The sequence below is a fragment of the Psychroflexus salinarum genome (genome assembly GCF_042677225.1).
Classification (GTDB): Bacteria; Bacteroidota; Bacteroidia; order Flavobacteriales; family Flavobacteriaceae; genus Psychroflexus; species Psychroflexus salinarum.
In genome coordinates this window covers 1-19763 of the sequence record NZ_JBHTIV010000005.1, presented here as the reverse complement: position 1 = coordinate 19763, position 19763 = coordinate 1, and the positions used below count along the sequence as shown (strand labels likewise).

Here is a 19763-nt window from a genome sequence, read left to right as displayed (position 1 = left end):
TAAGCCACTTCCTTAGGGGAAGTGGCTTTTTTATTACTTAATCAGTTACATTTAAACAAAAAACAAATGAAATACTTTCTTTTTACCTCATTGATGATCTGTCTTGTCAGTTGTCAGAATTCTTCCGAAAACAATGCTAAAACTGAAATGTCTTCAGCTAAAACTGAAGCTATTTTAGAAGAGAATATTAATCAAGAATTTTGGGATAGGATAAGCAAATTGAAAGGGGAAACTTTTGAGGGGGTTGTGATTGAAGCTCCAGATGGTGATGATTTTAGAGGGAAAAGGCTATTGATGCATGTACTTGATGTGAAAAAAGACACGATTTACATTCCTTTTAATGTAGGAGAAAATAGATCTAGAACCTGGATTTTGACTAAAACTAAAGATGGAATTCAATTGAAACACGATCATCGAAATGAAGATGGAAGTGACGATGAGGTGACTATGTATGGCGGTGTGACACCAAATACAGGATTTGATGGTTTAGCGATGTTTCCTGCAGATCAAGAAACAGTACATTTACTTCCAGGAACAGCAACAAACCTTTGGTGGATAACAATTGATGACAAAAAATTCACTTATAATTTAAGAAGAATAGGTTCTTCAGTTAAGTTTTCAATCGGCTTTGATTTAGAATCACCAATTGATAAACCAGAACCATCTTGGGGTTGGGAAAATTACAAATCAGAGTAAGAGTCATATATTTTAAAAATGATATTTACTTAGGAACAATTAGATACTTAATTATAAAATAAAGATTTGATCTACAGGTAAGTATTTAATAAAGTAAGAGATTTATAATGATAAAAAGCTGACTAAAGTAAAATTTAGTCAGCTTTTTATTTGAATAGTATTAACTTTTATTTAATAAATATTAAACTATATATACATAATAATTGATATTTATATCATTTTATTGCTAATAATAAAATCTATTTCATACTTTTAAACCTTTAAACGGTTGTTCCTTTTTAACGGTATTTATGAAATTGAAAAATTCATTGTTTCTTTTTTTCGTTTGGATTTGCGTAAGCTTATCGGCCCAGGAGCGTATTTATTTTAATGATTTTGAATCTGGTGATCTTAATCTTAACCAATATACCGGTAATCCAGAAATTGCGGATCATATCTCATCTACAATTTGGACAAATGATTCTAAATCCAATTTTTCTGAAAAAGAAGGCGCTGGCGGTTCTAAAGCCATTAGTATTACTAAAGGTGAAGTGTCTATTTTTTTTGATATCGAAATTGAACCTGGATATCAGCTAGATATCACAGGTTATGAATTTTGGTCAAAAAAAACAAAGGCTAACTCTGGATGGAATTTATACCTAGAAGGTGATGATGACGCAGTAACCGATGGAGGAGATACTGGAACTGAAGGTACTGTCTCTGAAGGCAATTTAGAATTTCTTAACCAAAGGGGTACGATTAGATTAGAATTTAGGGTTAATGGTCTAGGTAATGGCTTTTATATCTTAGATAATTTTGAGCTCTTTGGTCAAGTGACGAAAATTTGTGACGATCCGCTCATTACAACTCAACCCAACGATATTAATGTTTGTAGCGGCGATCAAGCCGTGTTCTCTATAGAAACTATTCCAGGAGAAACTGCTACCTATCAGTGGCAAATTTTGTCGAATGGCAGTTGGGAAGTTCTAGTTGATGACCAAAATTACAGCGGTGTTAACACAAGCACTTTAGTGATAGAGAATACAAATTTAACGTTCAATCAAGATATTTATCGCTGCATCACTTTTATAGATGGTTGCGAAGAAGAGTCAAGCCAGGCAGAGCTCAATGTTATTGCTTTACCAGAAACCGAACCTATAATTTACAGTAATTGAATCTAAATAAATTAAAAATCCTAAAATAAGAGACCATGAAACAACTTAACTTTAAAAGCTATGTGATTGCTTTTCTATGCTTTGCGGGCATGATAGCAAATGCTCAAGACACAGGAGGAACGCAAGAAATTTGTATAGGCGATATAGAGACTTACTCTGTAACCGAAAATCCAGGATCAAGCTATGATTGGTATGTAGTAGAAAATGCTTTCGAAGGTCTAATTACAGATACTACTGCCTCAGGTAATGGAATTCAAATAGACTGGCAAACTACACCGGTTGGTAGTTACACTTTAACGGTGATTGAAACTAATGCAGAAAACTGTCCCGGGGATCCAGTTTCTATAACTGTAAACGTAAATCCACTACCAGATGCACCTGAAGTTGCATTAACTCAACCAGGTTGTGGTGAGGAATTTGGTAGTGCGGAAGTTACTTCTCCATTAGGTGCAGATTTGCAGTATAGTATAGATGGTGGTACAACATACCAGTCTTCTGTTACTTTTGAAGATTTAGCCCCAGGTAATTACGAAGTGATTGCTCAAAATGCATCAGGCTGCGTGTCTGAACCAACAGAATTTGAAATTTTGGAACCACTAGTAATTCCTGAAACTCCTGCCGTTACTCTTATCAATCCTCAATGTGGTGAAACCACAGGTTCTTTAGAAATTACTGCACCAACTGGAACAGGATTGCAATATAGTATTGATGGAGGAACAACTTTCAGTACCGATTTGGTTTACACGGATTTAGCACCAGGCGATTATACGGTTATTGTTACCAATGGAGATTGTGAATCTGAACCTGCTACCTACACTATAAATCCTGCTCCAGAAGTTCCAGAAGATCCTATTTCTACCGTTATTCATCCAGATTGTGGGGAACTAGAAGGAACGATTACCGTTACAACTCCTACAGGTACTGATGTAGAATATAGCGCAGATGGTGGAGTTACTTGGCAAGATGACCCAGAATTTACTTTAACAGCTGGTACCTACCAGATTCAAGTGAGAAACACAACTAGTCTGTGTACTTCAGGAATTGTTGAAGAAACTATAAATGAAGCACCACCAACACCAGTAACATCTCCAATTCAGTTTAATTAAACTGAAGCTGAGTTGAAAAGCGCACAAAAGCATAGCTCCTGGGAATCAGGAATAAAAGGTAAAATCACTTTTTATTCCTGCATAGCTATGTTTTTTTGTGTTTACCTCAGTTCAGCACAAGATCAAATTATTTGTGATTCTGAATTCAATTTTTTTGGGGTTGATATGGATGAAAATAATGGTAATGGCTCAACAAATTCTACTTATGAATGGTCTGTCTTTGAAAATGAGTTTGATGGAGAAATAATTCCGCAGACTCCCTCGAGTAATCAGATTATTATCGAATGGGACAATACACCTGCAGGGAAGTACACAATTTTGGTTCAAGAGGTTAATAGTAATTTTGTTTGTGAATCGGACCCTCAGCAAATGGTTATTGATCTTAAGGATTTATTTCCTGAAGATATTTTGGGTCCAGACTTCGTGTGTGAAGGAGAAACTATTGAATTAAACCACCCATTTTCGGAAAATGGAAACTGGACGTTGGAAAATGAAAATATTGGGAATATTGATCAAAATGGTAATTTTGTAGGTTTAGAAACTGGCTATGTGATTGTCAATTTCAGTTATTTGAATAACGGCTGTGAGTTTTTGGTTTCAAAATTAATTCAAGTACAACCTAAGCCTCAACCCAAACTTCAAGGTCAAGAAATCTGCATAGATAGAGATGGTAAAGAAATTGTTGTTTTAGATTCGGGTTTGTCACAAGAAAATCATGTATTTGAATGGTATCATAATGATCAACTTTTAACCATTTCACAAAATCATATTTCAGTGTCAGATACAGGAGAATATAAACTTCAGGTTTTAAATTCTCAAACTGGTTGTGTTTCAGAAGTGATTACTACTAAAGTGACAGAGTTTCCAAGACCTTCTATTTCAGCAGATGTTAATACAGACTTTCATGATAACCAAAGAATTGTCGTCAATATAGAAAATCCTCAAAACTATCTTTTTAAACTTGGAGATGGTGAATTTCAAGACAACCATATTTTCCAAAACGTAACTACTGAAGGTTTACATTTTATATCAATTATAGAAAAGGAAGGCTGTTTTTCAAAAGAAATTGAGGTTACCGTCATCAATTACCCTAAATTTTTCACACCAAATGACGATGGTACTAATGATACATGGAATATTGAAAGTTTAAAAGACGATCCAACTGCTCAAATTTTCATTTTTGACAGGTATGGGAAGTTTATAAAAACTATTACACCTACCTCAAAGGGCTGGGATGGTATTTATAACGGTAAGAGAATGCCAACAGATGACTATTGGTTTCGAGTGGAATATACAGACAGGAATGATGGTAGCCAGAGAACTTTTAGATCCAGTTTTACTTTAAAGCGCTAGTTTTATAAAGAATAAACAATCTTCATCGTAGTGAGTGTCTACGATTAAAGTATCAACTCAGACTCTCTTTCTTCTAGCTCAAGTCTTATTTCAGAAGTTTTGATAAGATCTTTTGCGTCCTTTACTATTTGTTTTTGGAAGTAATGTTTTCTTTTATTTTGTGTATGAGTCATGACGATAACAACGAGATCATCTTTAGGGTAGTAAACTAATCCGTTTCGGAAACCATCCCAAAGCCCGTTATGAAAAATAACGGGCTCATTATTTTTATTTTCAAGTCTAAAGCCCATGCCATAACGCTTATTTTTTTTGTCATCATCTCTGCCAAACATTAAGTCAACGTTTTCTTTGCTTAAAATTTCTCCGTTTTTAAGATCACGAAACCAGGTGTGCAAATCTTTTGCAGAAGCATAAATTCCTTTATCTCCAATAGCATTATTATGGAAACCAGCAGGAAGCTCTATAAATGAACGACGGTAAGGCTGGTAACCTTTCAAAATTGTTTGTTTGTTCTTTTCAGTTTTTTCAACAAAAGTCTGGTCTAGGCAAAGAGGCAATAGAAATTCCTCTTTAATATACTCTCCAAGTGAAAGCAAACTTACTTGCTCTACGATAGCGCCTAAAACAACATAGCCAGTGTTGCTATAACTGAAATACCTTCCAGAAGGGAAATTTAACCTAGGAGCATGAGTGTTAATTAAATTAACAACTTCTAGATTATTAGGAGCAATATCTTTATCCCAATACTGCTCTGTGAGATACATATAATTCCAAAGTCCAGATCTATGTTTTAATAAGTCTCTGATTGTGACTTCTTCGAATTTAAAATTTGGTAAATAATTAGAAACAGAATGGTCGATATCGATGACCTTGTTTTCGTGTAATTTTAGAATTGCTGCAGCGGTAAATTGTTTGCTAACGGAGGCTAGTTGGTAAGATAAGCCAGGCTCCATCAGGGTCTTTTTTGTTGGGTCTTTATATCCAAAATCTCCTTCGTATAAGATTTGATCTTTATATGCTACTAATACAGAACCGTTTATCTTATAACGCTTAGCTTTTTTCTGAATTTGATCCTGCAGGATTTCAATTTCTCGAGATAATATTGATTTATATTTTGGTGTTGGTTCTTTAGGTTCAGGCTCTGTAACCTCTGATGTATCTACTGGATATGTTTCGTAATTGCTAAATGCAAAATTTTGAAACATAGTATATGATACGATGAGAGCCAGTGTGACAAACAATATCAGCCTAAAAAAGAATTTTGAATTAAATTTCATCTAATACTTAAAACTTCATTTATAGTGCAATATATTAAAAATTATTGCTGTAAATTTTATTCATAAACAATTATAAATAAATATTTTTTTAAAGCATGATTCAAAGCACACTATAACTTGACTTTATCATTTGGTAAAAGTTAAAAGTACAAGTGAAAAACTTTAAGCTACATTTACTATGTATTCTATTTCTTCAAGAATGATTTTTTATGCTTCAGTCAGTTCTTTATTCCAGACACGAGAGAGTCTTTTAAGTGATTCAAAAAGCATTTCAAAAGAAGAAATAACATAGTAGTCTTCCTGCATGATATCCGTTCTAAAAACTTTTTGAATGATTGCTTCTATTGAGTAGTCTAGAAAATTTGCGTTTTGTTCATGAATTTGATTGGTTTCTCCATAAGATGATAAAATACCAGCACCGTAAGACTGTATTTTTCCTTGCTCTTGAATCACACCAAATTCAATTGTAAACCAATATAGTCGCTGAAGCTGGAGAAGCTTTTCTGGATCATCGAGAAATTGACAACCGAGTTTTCCAAACTCATGAACAAATTCAGAAAAAACAGGATTACTTAGTAAGGGCACATGGCCATATATGTCGTGAAACATATCTGGTTCTTCTAAATAATCTAGACTGTTTTTTGAACGTAACCACGTTGAAGAACAAAATTTGCGTTCAGCCAGAAGTTGAAAAAACTCCTGAACAGGTATAAGACCTGGAACCACCTGCAATTCCCATTTGGTTTCAGTCTCGAACCAAGTATTTATTTTTTCAAAACTTGGAATTTCATTCGCATTCAAAACCGGCGACATATGCTCCAAAGCATCTATGTATGCTTGTGAAGCTTTACCTGGTATGTTGTTTTTTTGTCTGGTAAATAGTGTTTTCCAAACCCATAAATCTTCTTTGGTGTACTTGGACATGTCTTGCATCAGAATTATTTTTTAAATAAAAATCCCGATTCGTGATCGAATCGGGATTGATTTAGGTTTATTAAATTAATTATACCATTAACCGATTCTAAAGTTTAGAAGTGGATAATAGTAATAATATGTCTTCGTATTATTCATTGGCCCAAAATTAGATAATATCTCAGAATACGCAAATCAACAAATGTTAAACTAAAAAAACACTTCAAAAAGTCATTTCTCAAAAATTATCCCTAATATCAAAACAGTTATTTTAATTTTAAAAAAAATCAATGGATGATTAATAGAACTCACAACTGGGGAATTATAGGTCTAGGAAGTATCGCACAAAAATTTGCTTCAGATTTGAAAGATGTTGAAGGGGCTCGACTTTACGCTGTTGCTTCAAGAACTCAAAGAAAAGCTAGACATTTTGCGTTAAAGTTTGAAGTTGAAAAGGTTTACGGAGCCTATGAAGAGTTAGCAAATGATCCCGATGTTGATATTATTTACATAGCTACACCACACGTATTACACGCTGAAAACACTTTAATGTGTCTTGATCGTGGTAAAGCCGTATTGTGTGAGAAACCCATAGCTATAAATACAGCGCAGCTGAAAAACATGATAGAAACTGCAAAGCAAAAGTCTTTGTTTTTGATGGAAGGGCTTTGGACCAATTTTATGCCTCATCTGCAAAAAGTCAATGAGCTTACTCAGAATAAAACTTATGGTGAATGTCTAAAAGTTGAAGCTGACTTTTCCTTTAAAGCTGAATTTGATGCAGAAAAAAGATTATTCAACAAAGAGTTGGGTGGTGGAGCTTTGCTAGATATAGGAATTTATCCAGTGTACTTAGCTTTAAAGCTTTTAGGAACTCCTGAAAATATTAAAGCTAATTGTAAGTTTTCATCGACGGGGGTTGATATCTCGAATCAAATAGATTTTAAATATGCCTCTGGAGCAACAGCTCAATTGTCTTCCAGTTTTGCTAGAACTACGCCTTCAAAAGCAAGAGTCTATTTTGAAAATGCCACGGTGGAATTGGGTTATAATTTTCATGAAACCGATCAACTCGATATCAAAACCAATTCTGGCGTAGACCATATGGATTTCAATTATCCGTCACATGGTTATCAGTTTGAAATTGAACACGTCCAGGATTGTTTGGAAAAGGGCTTGACACAAAGTCCAGCTTGGCCGCTTCAGTCGTCTTTAGAATTGACTGAAACGTTGGATAAAATAAGGAACATAATGGGACTGGTTTATAAGGAGGATGAGATTTCCAAATAATTAAAAGTGGTCAATAAGATTAGATCAAATACAATAATTATTCTAACTATAATTTTTATTTGATTTTAAAATTGCTCAAGCCTTGCGATTTGCTAAATTTGCGTGAAATAAGAATTTCAGAAAATTTTAATTCTGAAATAACAATGACAAAGCACTATGTTGGAAGTTAAGCACATTCGGGCACATCAGGAAGAATATACACAAGCTCTTAAAAAAAGAAATTTTGAGGCTGAAGCTGTTTTTAAATCTATTTTAAAATTAGATGAAAAACGTCGGGGGACTCAAAAACAACTGGAAGAAATTCTTTCAGAATCCAATACCCTTTCCAAAGAAATCGGAATGCTTTTCAAATCTGGCGAAAAAGAAAAAGCTAACGAGCTTAAAGAAAAAACAGCTGGGCTGAAGGAGGATTCCAAGCGCCTTGGAGAAGAAATGAGTCAGGTAGGAACAGAATTACAGGCTTTGTTATATCAAGTTCCAAATATTCCTCATTCATCTGTTCCGGCAGGAAAAAGTGAAGAAGATAATGAAGAGGTTTTTAAGGAAGGGGATATTCCTGTTCTTTCAGAAAATGCACTTCCACACTGGGAGCTGGCCAAAAAATACGACATTATAGACTTTGAACTTGGTAATAAAATTACTGGGGCTGGATTTCCTGTGTACAAAGGAAAGGGGGCGAGATTGCAAAGAGCTCTTATTTCTTACTTTCTAGATAAAAATGTAGAAGCAGGTTATAGCGAAGTTCAAGTTCCATTATTGGTAAACGAAGCTTCAGGCTATGGAACTGGACAATTGCCCGACAAAGAAGGTCAAATGTATCATGTTGGGAATGATGATTTATACTTGATACCAACTGCGGAGGTGCCAATCACCAATATTTACAGAGACGATTTGTTAACGGAGAACCAGTTACCAATTCAGTTAACGGGTTATACGCCATGCTTCAGAAGAGAAGCTGGTAGTTATGGTGCTCACGTACGTGGTCTTAACCGTCTGCATCAATTTGACAAAGTAGAATTGGTCAATATCGTAAAGCCTGAAGATTCTTATAAAGTCTTAGACAATATGGTGGAACACGTCAAATCTATTTTAAGAGATTTGAAATTGCCTTATCGTGTGTTGAGACTATGCGGTGGAGACTTAGGATTTACGTCTGCATTAACCTTTGACTTTGAATTATTTTCTACAGCTCAGGATCGCTGGTTGGAAATTTCTTCAGTGTCCAATTTTGAAACCTTTCAAGCAAACCGATTAAAGATTCGATACAAAGATTCCAATAAAAATAAATCTTTGGTGCATACTCTAAATGGAAGTTCGTTGGCTTTGCCAAGAGTTCTGGCTGGTATTCTTGAAAATTACCAAACTGAAGATGGTATTTTAATTCCTGAAGTATTAAGACCTTATACCGGATTTGATAAGATCTCGTAAAACTTTATATCTTAGTAATTAGAAAAGCTCATCTTACAATTCTTTCTCAAAAATTACGACACCGAAAAATATTTAGGTAAATTTGAGCATGTTATTAGAATTACCTGGATCTTTTACAATGAAACCTTTTTTGACTTTTCTGTCATCGCTTGTATTTACTTTTAGCTTTAGTCAAAGTGCAGAGCTGGCAGAGAATTACTTCGATCAAGGTGAGTATGAAAAAGCTGAAGCTGTTTACGCAAAACTTCAAAGCAACAACCCAGGTCATCAAAATTGGTTACTTGGTTATGTTGAAACACTTCAGGCACTTGAGAAGGTGGAGAGGGCTGAGTCCGCGTTAAAAAAATTCCTAGATGAAGTTGGAGAATATCCTAATATCCAGATAGAACTTGGTTATTTATATCAAAAGCAGCAAGATTCACTAAAGGCAAATCAATACTATAAAAAAGCGATTTCTCAGGTAGAATCTAGACCTGGATTTGCGTATTCGGTTGGCAATGTTTTTCAAAAATATGGTTTGCTAGACCTCGCAATAGAAACTTATGAAACCGCTCAAAGCATTGAACCGCGAAGTAATAATACCATTCAGCTTGCAAAAATTTACGGAGAGCAAAGTGAATACAATGAAATGTTTGAAAACTACATGGACTTAATTGTGGAGAACCCTAGTTATTTTCAAATTTTGAATCGAAATTTTTCACAATACATAACAGAAGACTCAGCTAATGAGGCCAATCAGGCTTTAAGGCGGGTGTTGCTTCAGCGTAACCAGAAAGAACCAAATATCATCTTTAATCAGATGTTAAGTTGGTTGTTTGTTCAGCAGGAAGATTATTTCAAAGCTTTTGCACAGGAGAAGGCAATTTATCAGCGTTCGGAGTCTAAATCTTTGGACAGGTTTATAGACTTAGCTTTGATTTCTAAGGAAAATGACGACTTGTCTAGTGCCAGAGAAATGCTTGAGTTTGCGGTCGAAAAAGCATCAAGTAAACGGGATTTACTTTCAGCAGAAAGACAATTACTTCTTATCAAAAGAATGCAGGCTCAACCTATGGACTATGCAGAAATTGAAACTGCTTATAAAGACTTTTTAGCCAAAATCGGCAGGACTAAAGACAGTTTTTTGGTTCAAAAAGATCTAGCTGAATTTATAGCGTTTCAGAAAAAAGATATTGAACAAGCTTTGACTCAAATAGAAATTATCAATTCTCAAGATTTATACCAGCAACAAGGTGCTGAGTTGAAATTGTTGGAGGCTGACCTAAATGTACAACTGTCTAAATTTAATCAAGCTCTATTGCTGTACACTCAAGTTGAAAAAATGATCCCAAATAGCGACATCGCTAGAGAAGCAAAATTTAAAGTCGCTAAAACCAGCTATTTCACTGGAGATTTTGACTGGGCGTTGACTCAGCTCAAAGTCTTGAAGTCCTCAGCTTCGCAATTGACTTCCAACGATGCACTAGAATTATCTTTGTTAATTAAAGACAACAGCCATGAAGATTCCACAAGAACCGATTTGAAGTTAGTAGCAAAATCAGACTTGCTCCAATTTCAGAATAAACCTGAGCAGGCTTTAGATATTTTAGAAAAAGTGCTTGTCGATTATCAATCAACAACAATTGTGGATGAAGTCCTTTTGAGAATTGCAAATTTACATCTGTCCAATGCAGATGTTGAAAAAGCCATTCCATTCTTACAGCGGATTATAGACGAGTATGGTGACCAGATATTGGCTGATAACGCTAACTTCCTTTTGGGAAAACTTTATATGGAGCGACTGAATGAGCCCGAAAAGGCCAAAAAATATTTTGAAACTTTAATTTTTAATCATCCCGATAGCATTTATTTTGTAGAAGCAAGACAACGCTTCAGAAAGCTAAGAGGAGATCAAATTCAATAATATGTTTATTTACAATGTGACGACCAACGTTGAAGAAAAAATCCATGATGAGTGGATAGAATGGATGAAGACCAAACACATTCCATCTATGTTGGAAACAGGAAAATTTGAAGGTGCAACTATGAGTAGAGTAGATGTCGTAGAATCTATGGGAGGTATCACTTATTCAGTACAATATAGAGTAAAGAATAAAGCGACTTTGGAGCGCTATTTTGAAGAAGACTCTGAACAATTACGGGCCCAAACCAAACCTTTCGAAGGTAAGTTTGTGAGTTTTAGAACAGAAATGGAAATAGTACACGAGCAATAATGAACAATAAAGAAAGAACATCTATAGACGACGAAATCTTCAGAGCTAATTTTGAGCAGGGCGTGCGTGAGGTAAAAGCTAAAAAGCATTTAGGCCAACATTTCTTAACCGATGAGGACGTGTCAAAGCGTATTGCTGAAACTTTGCAAAAAGATAACTATGCAAATTTGCTAGAAATAGGCCCGGGAATGGGTGTTCTTACTAAATATTTACTCGAAAATTATGATCAGTTTGTCGCAATGGACCTCGACAGAGAATCTATAGCTTATCTCAATACTACTTTCAAAGTAGAACATGACATTCAAAATAAACCCGAAGCGCTTAAAGTAGTTGAAGCTGATTTTTTGAAAGCTGATTTGAGTGACTATTTTGGCAAAGAACAGTTCGCCATTATTGGCAACTTCCCTTACAATATTTCAACCCAAATTGTTTTTAAAGCATTAGAATACAAACAACAGATTCCAGAATTTTCTGGGATGTTTCAAAAAGAAGTAGCAGAACGAATTTGCGCCAAAGAAGGAAGTAAGACCTATGGTATTCTATCGGTGTTGACTCAAGCCTATTACACTGCTGAATATTTATTTACCGTTCCACCAGAAGCTTTCGATCCACCACCCAAAATCAATAGTGGTGTACTAAGATTACAACGCAAGGAAAATTACGATTTGCCCTGCGAAGAAAAGAAACTTAGAGATGTTGTGAAAACGGCTTTTCAACAGCGAAGAAAAACGCTACGCAATAGCTTAAAAAAATTCAACCTATCGCCAGAATTACGAGAAGATCCTATATTCGCGCAACGCCCAGAACAATTGAGTGTAGAGCAGTTTATAGAGTTGACACTAAAAATAAGCAAAGATGCCGTTTGAACTCACCAAAGAATTAATTGAGAAGATAGAATCTCTTATTGAAGAGAAAAATGACCAGGAGTTAGAATCACACCTGGAAAAATATCACCATGCTGATATTGCCGAAATTCTTGATGATTTAAGTTTGGATGATGCGACTTATATCATTAAGCTGCTAGGTAGCGATCGAACCTCAGAGGTTTTGATGGAAATGGATGACGACGATCGGGAAAAGATTCTGAGAAATCTTAACGCCAAAGAAATCGCTGAGGAAATTGAAGAGATGGATACCGATGACGCGGCGGATATTGTTTCAGAATTATCTGAGGACATCAAGTCTCAAGTCATCTCCAATATTAAAGATAAGGAGCACGCAGAAAATATTGTGGAGCTTCTCAAGTATGATGAAAATTCAGCTGGTGGATTGATGGCTAAAGAATTAATTAAAGTCAACGAAAACTGGAGCGTCACGGGCTGCATGACCGAAATGCGTAACCAGGCCGAAAATGTGACCAGAGTTCATTCTATCTATGTCGTTGATAATAAAGGAAAACTGAAAGGGCGTTTGTCTTTAAAGGACTTGATAACCGCGCCCAGCAAAGCTGAAATTGGCGATGTTTACATCAGAAATGTAGATTATGTGGATGTTCATACTGCCGGAGAAGAAGTAGCTAGAGTCATGCAGAAATACGATTTGGAAGCCATTCCTGTGGTTGATGAATTTGGAAGACTGGTTGGAAGAATTACAGTAGATGACATTATAGATTTTATAAAAGAAGAAGCTGAGAAAGATTACCAAATGGCTGCTGGTATTTCTGAAGATGTAGAAGCCGATTCTACCATCTGGCAACTCACAAGAGCGAGGTTACCCTGGCTTATTTTAGGCCTTTTTGGAGGTCTGGGAGCAGTATATGTGATGCAGGGATTTGACTCTGCTTTAGAAAAATATGAAATTTTATTCTTTTTCACTCCGCTTATCGCTGCGATGGCAGGAAATGTTGGAGTGCAATCGTCTGCGATTATTGTACAAGGTCTGGCCAACGATTCGGTAAGAGATAGCCTTGTGAAACGTTTACTCAAAGAAGTAACGCTTAGTATCATCAACGGAACAGCCCTTGGTTTGCTGGTTATTGGTTTTGGAGCTATCACATCCATGGCATTTTTGGTGAGTATAACCATTGCTATTTCCATACTTTCGGTCATTATTATGGCGGCATTAATTGGTACTTTTGTCCCGATTATTTTAAACAACAGAGGAATTGATCCTGCTATTGCTACAGGCCCATTTATTACCACAAGCAATGATATTCTCGGAATTCTAGCTTATTTCTATATCGCCAAATTAATCTTGAATTTCTAGAGATGATACCTATTCCATTTCAACTTGATTTAAAAGTGACAAGCAAACATTTGGACGAGCAAAACCATGTGAATAACTTGCAATACATGAAGTGGGTGTTAGACATTTCAGAAGCGCACTGGGTAGCCAAAACACCCTCAGAAATTAGAGAGAAATACGCCTGGTTTGTTTTAGACCATTACATCCAATACAAGCAACAAGCTTTTTTAGGAGAAGAACTGACCATAACAACCTGGATAGAAAATTATTCTAAAGTCAGGTCAGAGCGTCGCGTACACATCACGCGTAAAACTGATGGTAAAACCATTGTTGAAGCCAGGACCAACTGGTGTTTTATAGATCAGCAAACCAAAAAGCCAACACGAATTACCTCTGAGGTGGTAAAACCTTATTTTGAATTTGAATCTGCTTAGCTTTATGCTTTAGCGATATTCAGCCTAAAACTTAAGCCTTATGAAGATACTACATCTGGATAACAACCACCCACTAATGATTCAGGAATTAACCAAACTGGGTTTCGATAACACTGAAGATTTCACGAGTCCCAAAGCAGTGGTAGAAGCTAAAATTCATGAGTTTGATGGCCTCATCATCCGCAGTCGATTTACGATTGATAAAGCATTTCTGGATAAAGCGACCCACTTAAAGTTCATAGGACGAGTAGGGGCGGGTTTAGAAAATATCGACGTGAACTATGCTCAGCAGAAAGGCATAAAACTCTACAATGCTCCAGAGGGTAACAGAAACGCAGTGTCAGAACATGCATTGGGGATGCTTTTGTGTTTATTCAATAAACTAAGAACGGCGCATAACGAAGTCGTAAACGGACAATGGAGGCGAGAAGCTAACCGAGGCTACGAGATAGAAGGCAAAATCATTGGGTTGATTGGTTATGGCAACACCGGAAAAGCCATGGCCAGCAAGCTGAGTGGCTTTGATTGTGAAGTCTTATGTTACGATATTTTAGAGAATGTAGGGGATGAGAACGCCAGGCAAGTGGGTTTAGATGAGTTGAAGTCCAAAGCAGATATCATTAGCTTACACACGCCGCAAACCCCAAAAACACTCGGCATGATCAATACAGAATTTATCGATTCTGTGTCAAAGCCCTTTTGGTTCATCAACACGGCCCGAGGCAAAAGTGTGGTCACGTCTGACCTTGTGGACGGACTAAAATTGGGTAAAGTCCTGGGTGCAGGTTTGGATGTGTTGGAATACGAAAAAACCTCTTTTGAAGATTTATTCTCTGCCGATCATCAATTGACAGAAGCTTTTCAATATTTAATGGAAGCCGACAACGTCCTCTTGAGTCCTCACGTTGCTGGCTGGACCTTTGAAAGTCACGTGAAACTCGCCCAAACTATTGTGGATAAGATTAGTGGAGATTTTAAGACAAAATAAACCCTCTCCTTGTTATCAAAACAAGAAGGGGTTTTAAAATTAATTTGCTTAAGCCTTCTGACTCGTCGGCACAATTTCCGAACAATTGATTTCTGTGATGTAGCGCTTTTCGCCGTTTTTGGTTTCGTAAGAACGTGGAGCGAGTTTACCTCTCAATAGGACTTCCTGTCCTTTCTTGACGTAAGTTTCTATAAAACTGGCCGTCTTGCCCCAGGCGATGATATTGTGCCAGTAGGTGTTGGTGATTTTTTCTCCGCTAGTGTCGTAGTAGAATTCGTTGGTAGCGAGTGAGAATTTGACTAATTTCTTTCCAGAGTCTAGGTTCACAACTTCCGGATCCTGGCCTAAGTGGCCCATTAACTGCACGTGATTTTTTAAAGTACTCATAACTATAAAATTTAAATGGTTTTAAAACTGACTGGGACTATCCAAGCCAAATCGATGGTATTTCCAATCGACAGGGCAAAGATGCGGCGGGAGTTTTATTGTAGCCGTCTGTTATCCAGTTACTTTCTTTTACTTACGTTCACAAACGTTTGTAGTCGTTTGTAAACGATTGTAGTCTGCCAACAAACAAATTAAAAATGAAACAAGTTACTTCTGGGAATTTCAAAAACTAGAAGAATTTTTTCTGAAAAACAAGGTTTTTTGTAGTGCGAAAATAGTAATCTTCTGTAAACAGTGGGATGAGAAGTTTTTTAGATCAAAATTTGGCTTGAAAACATTTACGGTTTTCCCGTACCAAAAGTACGGTCGAACCGTAAGTGTGAAAGAATTGTTAATAATATCTTTATAAAAACAAAAATCACATGCGAATGAGATAGTAATAAGGATTAAAAAGAGAAAGCTCCTGCCAGGCAGAAGCTTCTCCCGTAAAGGCATGAACACATACGCTTCACTTCGCTTCGCAATGTATGGGTTTTCATGAGATGTGCAACTTCTTCTGTAAGAATATAATAATCCGGTATGATGATAAACTGCCCGTATCACCATTTAAAAATTTAATCATGAAAAATTTAAAAATTAAGTTAACCATTATAAGCAGCTTAATCCTGTGTTCGTTATTCTTGAATAGTTGTGAAACTGAAAGTAGCGAGGAGTTTAATCAATCATTTAAAAAAGAATTTTTGAGTTTCAAATCTTCGTTTCCAGAATTGGCTAATAAAATTGATTATAAAAGTATTCAAGAAACTAGTGCTGAAAATAATGGTAAAAGCATGACAAAAACAAGCGGTGTGTCTTTTCCAATAATTAATAATAATAAAATTATTGGAAGATACATTGCTACAATCGACGAGAGGTCTGCGGTATATATTGATTTTAGTGATTACCAAAATAAAATTATCATATATGATGTAAATAATCCCTCCAAATTTGAGAGCTTTGAAATGGTTTTAAACGAAAAATCTAATACTTATAGTCCAGTTTATAATTCATCTCTCGAAAAAGGATTTTGGTGTGATGCACAATGTACTTTGGCTGCTATTGCAATTGCTGCTTCAGATGGTCCAGCACCTCTTATGGATATACTTGCAATAAGTTTTCAAATTACATGTCTTGCTTCCTGTAGAGAATAATTAATATTACGAATGATGAAAAATTTATTAACTTATAGAATTGGACCTATTAGATTTATTACTTTGCTGATAATGATAGGTGTATTTGTTGTTTTTTATATCTTTATTTAATTCAAAATTATGAAATTATTCAATAAAAAAAATGGAAAAATTAGCGGTATTACCTTATTTATTATTTTAACAATATTACTAATTCTAAGATTAATTTTTATACAAGAATAAATTGTACAGCTATTTTTAGGGCTATAATTAGGTCAAGAATTATAAAATGTTTTTTTGATATAAATCTTAAACCAAACCCTCCCTTGTTTTAAAACAAGGGAGGGTTTTAAATTGGATCAATTAGGATTAAGCCTTCTGAGACCTTGGTGCTATCTCAGAACAATTGATTTCTGTGATGTAGCGTTTTTCACCGTCTTTGGTTTCGTAAGAACGTGGAGCGAGTTTACCTCTCAATAGGACTTCCTGTCCTTTCTTGACGTAAGTTTCTATAAAACTGGCCGTCTTGCCCCAGGCGATGATATTGTGCCAGTAGGTGTTGGTGATTTTTTCTCCGCTAGTGTCGTAGTAGAATTCGTTGGTAGCGAGTGAAAATTTAACTAATTTCTTTCCAGAGTCTAGGTTTACAACTTCTGGATCCTGGCCTAAGTGGCCCATTAACTGAACTGAATTTTTTAAAGTACTCATAACTATAAAATTTAAATGGTTTTAAAACTGACTCGGACTATCCAAACCAGATCGAGGTTACTTTCCATCGACAGGGCAAAGATGCAGCAGGAATTTTGTTGTAGTCGTCTGTTATCCAGTTACTTCCCTTTACTTGCGTTTACAAACGAATGTAGTCGTTTGTAAACGATTATAATTTGCCAACAAACAAATTAAAAATGAAACAAGTTACTTCTGGGAATTTCAAAAACTAGAAGAATTTTTTTCTGAAAAACAAGGTTTTTTGTAGTGCGAAAATAGTAATCTTCTGTAAACATTGGGGTGAGAAGTGTTTTAGATCAAAATTTGGCTTGAAAACATTTACGGTTTTCCCGTAACACAAGTACGGTCGAACCGTAAGTGTGAAAGAATTATCAATAATATCTTTATGAAACAAAAATCATATGCGAATGAGATAGTTATAAGGATTAAAAAGAGAAAGCTCCTGCCAGGCAGAAGCTTCTCCCGTAAAGGCATGAATACATACACTTCACTTCGCTTAGCAAATGTATGGGTTTTCATGAGATGAGCAACTTCTTAAGCGAGAAGTATGAAGAATCCGGTAAGATGATAAACTGCCAAAATTATTATTTAAAAATGTTAATCATGAATTCAATTTTCAATCAAATCAGAAATAGAAAAAGTTACTTTACTTTTAACTTTAGTGCTATTATTTAGTGTTGTGCAACATTTGACTTAATCGAAATATGAAAAGAATAATATTTACCATAATTTTAATTTCTTCATTTCTATTTGGCTTTTCCCAAAATGATTCGACTTTTTACAAAAAAGGAATTTATAAGACATTCTCCGATTTCAAAAATAAAATCCCGAATGAATCAGTAGAATTTACAACTCATCAATTAAAAAATAACTTGTCAATTGGATTTCAATTACGAGATGAAAATAACAAACGGATTAAAAAAGCATTTGCTGTTTCTGATGGAAAAACCGTTTTTGTTAAAGTTAAAGAAGTTCAAAAATTAGTACGAAAAAACCAAAAAGTAGGAACACCTCTTGACTCAGGCTGGGACTTTATGCCGTCGCTTTTAAAATCAAAGGATATAATTTATTTCGAAAATTATTATGTTGGTATTGGAACTCAAATATTTGGAGGAAAATCATATTTGACCGGAATTATTTATAATTTCAAAACAGAAAATTTTACAGTTTTAAGCTCAAATGATAAAATAAATGAGTTTATAACCGAATTTGATTCAGATTTAACCAATAAATACAGTTTTTCAGGAAAAACAGTTGACCTAAATAAAGTTAGAAAATTAATTAATGAAATTATAACTGGATTTTAAAAACGTTGCACAACACTGGTAACCGTTGCACAAGCCAATAAAAATCCAAAAAGCAAGTCATTTTAAGCCCTTTTCAGGGCTTTTGTCTTTTTATCAGAGTTGGTTTTACGCTAAATTATGCGGGCTTAAATCAAAGTTGATTAAGTATTTCAGGGTTTTTATTTCACAAAGCAAAGACCGCAGAGCTTTTGCTCCACTTTTTGTTCGTTTTTGAGTGAATTTTAGGTACTTCTTCAGATTATAAGCTATGGCTGAAAGGTGCATCACCTTGTTGGCTTGCTGTAGTCCGATAGTGTTGATTTTTCTTAAGCCCATGAATTGAGTGAGTGTCCCAAAGACAGGCTCTACTGTGCTTTGGCGTTTGGCTTTCATGTATCTGCCTTGTTTGCTTTCTACTCGCTCTATGTTTCGATCATACTCTTCTTTGTAGTAGGTCACTGAGAACTTTTTCTCTTTGGCTGTTCTGCCTAAACATTCAGCTTGCAACGGACATCCTTTGCACTGTTTACTTGAGCTTCTGTATTCTTTCTTTAAAGTTGCTGTTCTGTAATCTTTAAACACCTTTTTGAAGGGAATAATCTCTCCTTTGGGACAGATGTAATGAATCTTGCTCCTGATTATATTTAAAGCCTACTGGGCCGCCTCTATAGGTTCCGTGAGCTGGAATAAAACTTTGTAATCCTTTTTGTTCTAGGTAGGCATAATTCTCTCCGCTACTATACCCTGCATCTGCTATGCAGTTTCTCCAAAGCAATCCTGTTTTATGCAATCTTGGTTGTAATCGACCAACAATATCCTGAAGGTATTGGTTGTCTTTCTTGTCCGCATGATAGGCTCTTATATCGGTAATGACATGGTGTCCAGTATCTACGCTTAACTGACTCAGGTAATTCAGCTTTCTGGCTTTGCCTGGTTTAACACTAATGCGAGCATCTGGATCTGTCGGGCTGTAGTGGGTTTTATTACTGGTATAGCGAGCCCCTTTGTTTTTTGCCCCTGGACGGTAGTCTTGATCTTTTGACCATTTTTTATTTCTGGACTTTAGGGCTGCCAGCTCTTGTTTATTAGCACTGATGCTTTGTTGCTCTTTGCTAGCTTTATTCTCCTTAGCTTTTCTATAGACTTCTTTATCTCGG

At 35.5% G+C, this 19763-nt stretch carries 18 protein-coding genes and 1 pseudogene; 14 read left to right on the top strand and 5 right to left on the bottom strand.

Annotation, left to right across the window (positions count from 1 at the left end; all coding sequences use genetic code 11):
* Positions 1-66: 66 nt before the first annotated feature.
* From ACFQ0R_RS02350 to ACFQ0R_RS02335, 4 genes are all read left to right on the top strand, one after another.
* A complete protein-coding gene (locus tag ACFQ0R_RS02350) occupies positions 67-696 on the top strand; it encodes a hypothetical protein (protein ID WP_379656767.1) in 630 nt (209 codons plus the stop codon).
* A gap of 290 nt (positions 697-986) precedes the next feature.
* Positions 987-1850: an immunoglobulin domain-containing protein gene (locus tag ACFQ0R_RS02345; RefSeq protein ID WP_379656766.1), complete on the top strand. Its 864-nt coding sequence runs from the start codon at positions 987-989 to the stop codon at positions 1848-1850.
* Positions 1851-1885: 35 nt separating this feature from the next.
* Positions 1886-2956, top strand: coding sequence for a hypothetical protein (locus tag ACFQ0R_RS02340; RefSeq protein WP_379656765.1), 1071 nt, complete (start codon positions 1886-1888; stop codon positions 2954-2956).
* A gap of 12 nt (positions 2957-2968) precedes the next feature.
* On the top strand, positions 2969-4309 hold the full coding sequence (locus ACFQ0R_RS02335) for a T9SS type B sorting domain-containing protein (RefSeq protein WP_379656764.1): 1341 nt from the start codon (positions 2969-2971) through the stop codon (positions 4307-4309).
* A gap of 44 nt (positions 4310-4353) precedes the next feature.
* Here the strand turns inward: ACFQ0R_RS02335 and ACFQ0R_RS02330 are convergent, their stop codons facing one another.
* Together ACFQ0R_RS02330 and ACFQ0R_RS02325 are read right to left on the bottom strand one after the other, a co-directional pair.
* Positions 4354-5514 carry a serine hydrolase domain-containing protein gene (locus tag ACFQ0R_RS02330; RefSeq protein ID WP_379656763.1) on the bottom strand — a complete coding sequence of 387 codons (1161 nt, stop codon included), beginning with the start codon at positions 5512-5514 and terminating at the stop codon, positions 4354-4356.
* A gap of 279 nt (positions 5515-5793) precedes the next feature.
* Positions 5794-6510, bottom strand: a complete 717-nt coding sequence (locus ACFQ0R_RS02325) for a phenylalanine-4-hydroxylase (protein ID WP_379656762.1) — start codon at positions 6508-6510, stop codon at positions 5794-5796.
* 282 nt (positions 6511-6792) lie between these two features.
* Here ACFQ0R_RS02325 and ACFQ0R_RS02320 point away from each other — a divergent pair, with 282 nt between their 5' ends.
* The 8 genes from ACFQ0R_RS02320 to ACFQ0R_RS02285 all read left to right on the top strand — a co-directional run bounded on the left by ACFQ0R_RS02320 (position 6793) and on the right by ACFQ0R_RS02285 (position 15035).
* Positions 6793-7788 carry a Gfo/Idh/MocA family protein gene (locus tag ACFQ0R_RS02320; RefSeq protein ID WP_379656761.1) on the top strand — a complete coding sequence of 332 codons (996 nt, stop codon included), beginning with the start codon at positions 6793-6795 and terminating at the stop codon, positions 7786-7788.
* A 156-nt stretch (positions 7789-7944) separates the two neighbouring features.
* Positions 7945-9216, top strand: coding sequence for a serine--tRNA ligase (gene serS, locus ACFQ0R_RS02315; RefSeq protein ID WP_379656760.1), 1272 nt, complete (start codon positions 7945-7947; stop codon positions 9214-9216).
* Positions 9217-9304: 88 nt separating this feature from the next.
* Complete coding sequence (locus ACFQ0R_RS02310; protein WP_379656759.1) at positions 9305-11119, top strand: tetratricopeptide repeat protein; 1815 nt, start codon at positions 9305-9307, stop codon at positions 11117-11119.
* A 1-nt stretch (position 11120) separates the two neighbouring features.
* Complete coding sequence (locus ACFQ0R_RS02305; protein WP_379656758.1) at positions 11121-11429, top strand: DUF4286 family protein; 309 nt, start codon at positions 11121-11123, stop codon at positions 11427-11429.
* Positions 11429-12295: a 16S rRNA (adenine(1518)-N(6)/adenine(1519)-N(6))-dimethyltransferase RsmA gene (rsmA, locus tag ACFQ0R_RS02300; protein WP_379656757.1), complete on the top strand. Its 867-nt coding sequence runs from the start codon at positions 11429-11431 to the stop codon at positions 12293-12295. Before ACFQ0R_RS02305 ends, rsmA begins: the two co-directional genes overlap by 1 nt.
* On the top strand, positions 12285-13634 hold the full coding sequence (gene mgtE, locus ACFQ0R_RS02295; RefSeq protein ID WP_379656756.1) for a magnesium transporter: 1350 nt from the start codon (positions 12285-12287) through the stop codon (positions 13632-13634). Before rsmA ends, mgtE begins: the two co-directional genes overlap by 11 nt.
* A 2-nt stretch (positions 13635-13636) precedes the next feature.
* On the top strand, positions 13637-14047 hold the full coding sequence (locus ACFQ0R_RS02290; RefSeq protein ID WP_379656755.1) for an acyl-CoA thioesterase: 411 nt from the start codon (positions 13637-13639) through the stop codon (positions 14045-14047).
* 40 nt (positions 14048-14087) lie between these two features.
* A complete protein-coding gene (locus ACFQ0R_RS02285) occupies positions 14088-15035 on the top strand; it encodes a 2-hydroxyacid dehydrogenase (RefSeq protein ID WP_379656754.1) in 948 nt (315 codons plus the stop codon).
* 48 nt (positions 15036-15083) lie between these two features.
* On the opposite strand, the gene ACFQ0R_RS02280 is transcribed toward ACFQ0R_RS02285, so the two are convergent.
* On the bottom strand, positions 15084-15422 hold the full coding sequence (locus ACFQ0R_RS02280) for a single-stranded DNA-binding protein (RefSeq protein ID WP_379656753.1): 339 nt from the start codon (positions 15420-15422) through the stop codon (positions 15084-15086).
* 620 nt (positions 15423-16042) lie between these two features.
* Between ACFQ0R_RS02280 and ACFQ0R_RS02275 the strand changes: the two genes are divergently transcribed.
* Positions 16043-16612 carry a hypothetical protein gene (locus ACFQ0R_RS02275; RefSeq protein WP_379656752.1) on the top strand — a complete coding sequence of 190 codons (570 nt, stop codon included), beginning with the start codon at positions 16043-16045 and terminating at the stop codon, positions 16610-16612.
* A 348-nt stretch (positions 16613-16960) separates the two neighbouring features.
* Here ACFQ0R_RS02275 and ACFQ0R_RS02270 read toward each other — a convergent pair whose 3' ends face one another.
* On the bottom strand, positions 16961-17299 hold the full coding sequence (locus ACFQ0R_RS02270; protein ID WP_379656751.1) for a single-stranded DNA-binding protein: 339 nt from the start codon (positions 17297-17299) through the stop codon (positions 16961-16963).
* Positions 17300-18024: 725 nt separating this feature from the next.
* Here ACFQ0R_RS02270 and ACFQ0R_RS02265 point away from each other — a divergent pair.
* A complete protein-coding gene (locus ACFQ0R_RS02265) occupies positions 18025-18627 on the top strand; it encodes a hypothetical protein (RefSeq protein ID WP_379656750.1) in 603 nt (200 codons plus the stop codon).
* Between the two features lie 105 nt (positions 18628-18732).
* Here the strand turns inward: ACFQ0R_RS02265 and ACFQ0R_RS13275 are convergent.
* Positions 18733-19763: pseudogene (locus ACFQ0R_RS13275) on the bottom strand (transposase); the annotation flags it as partial.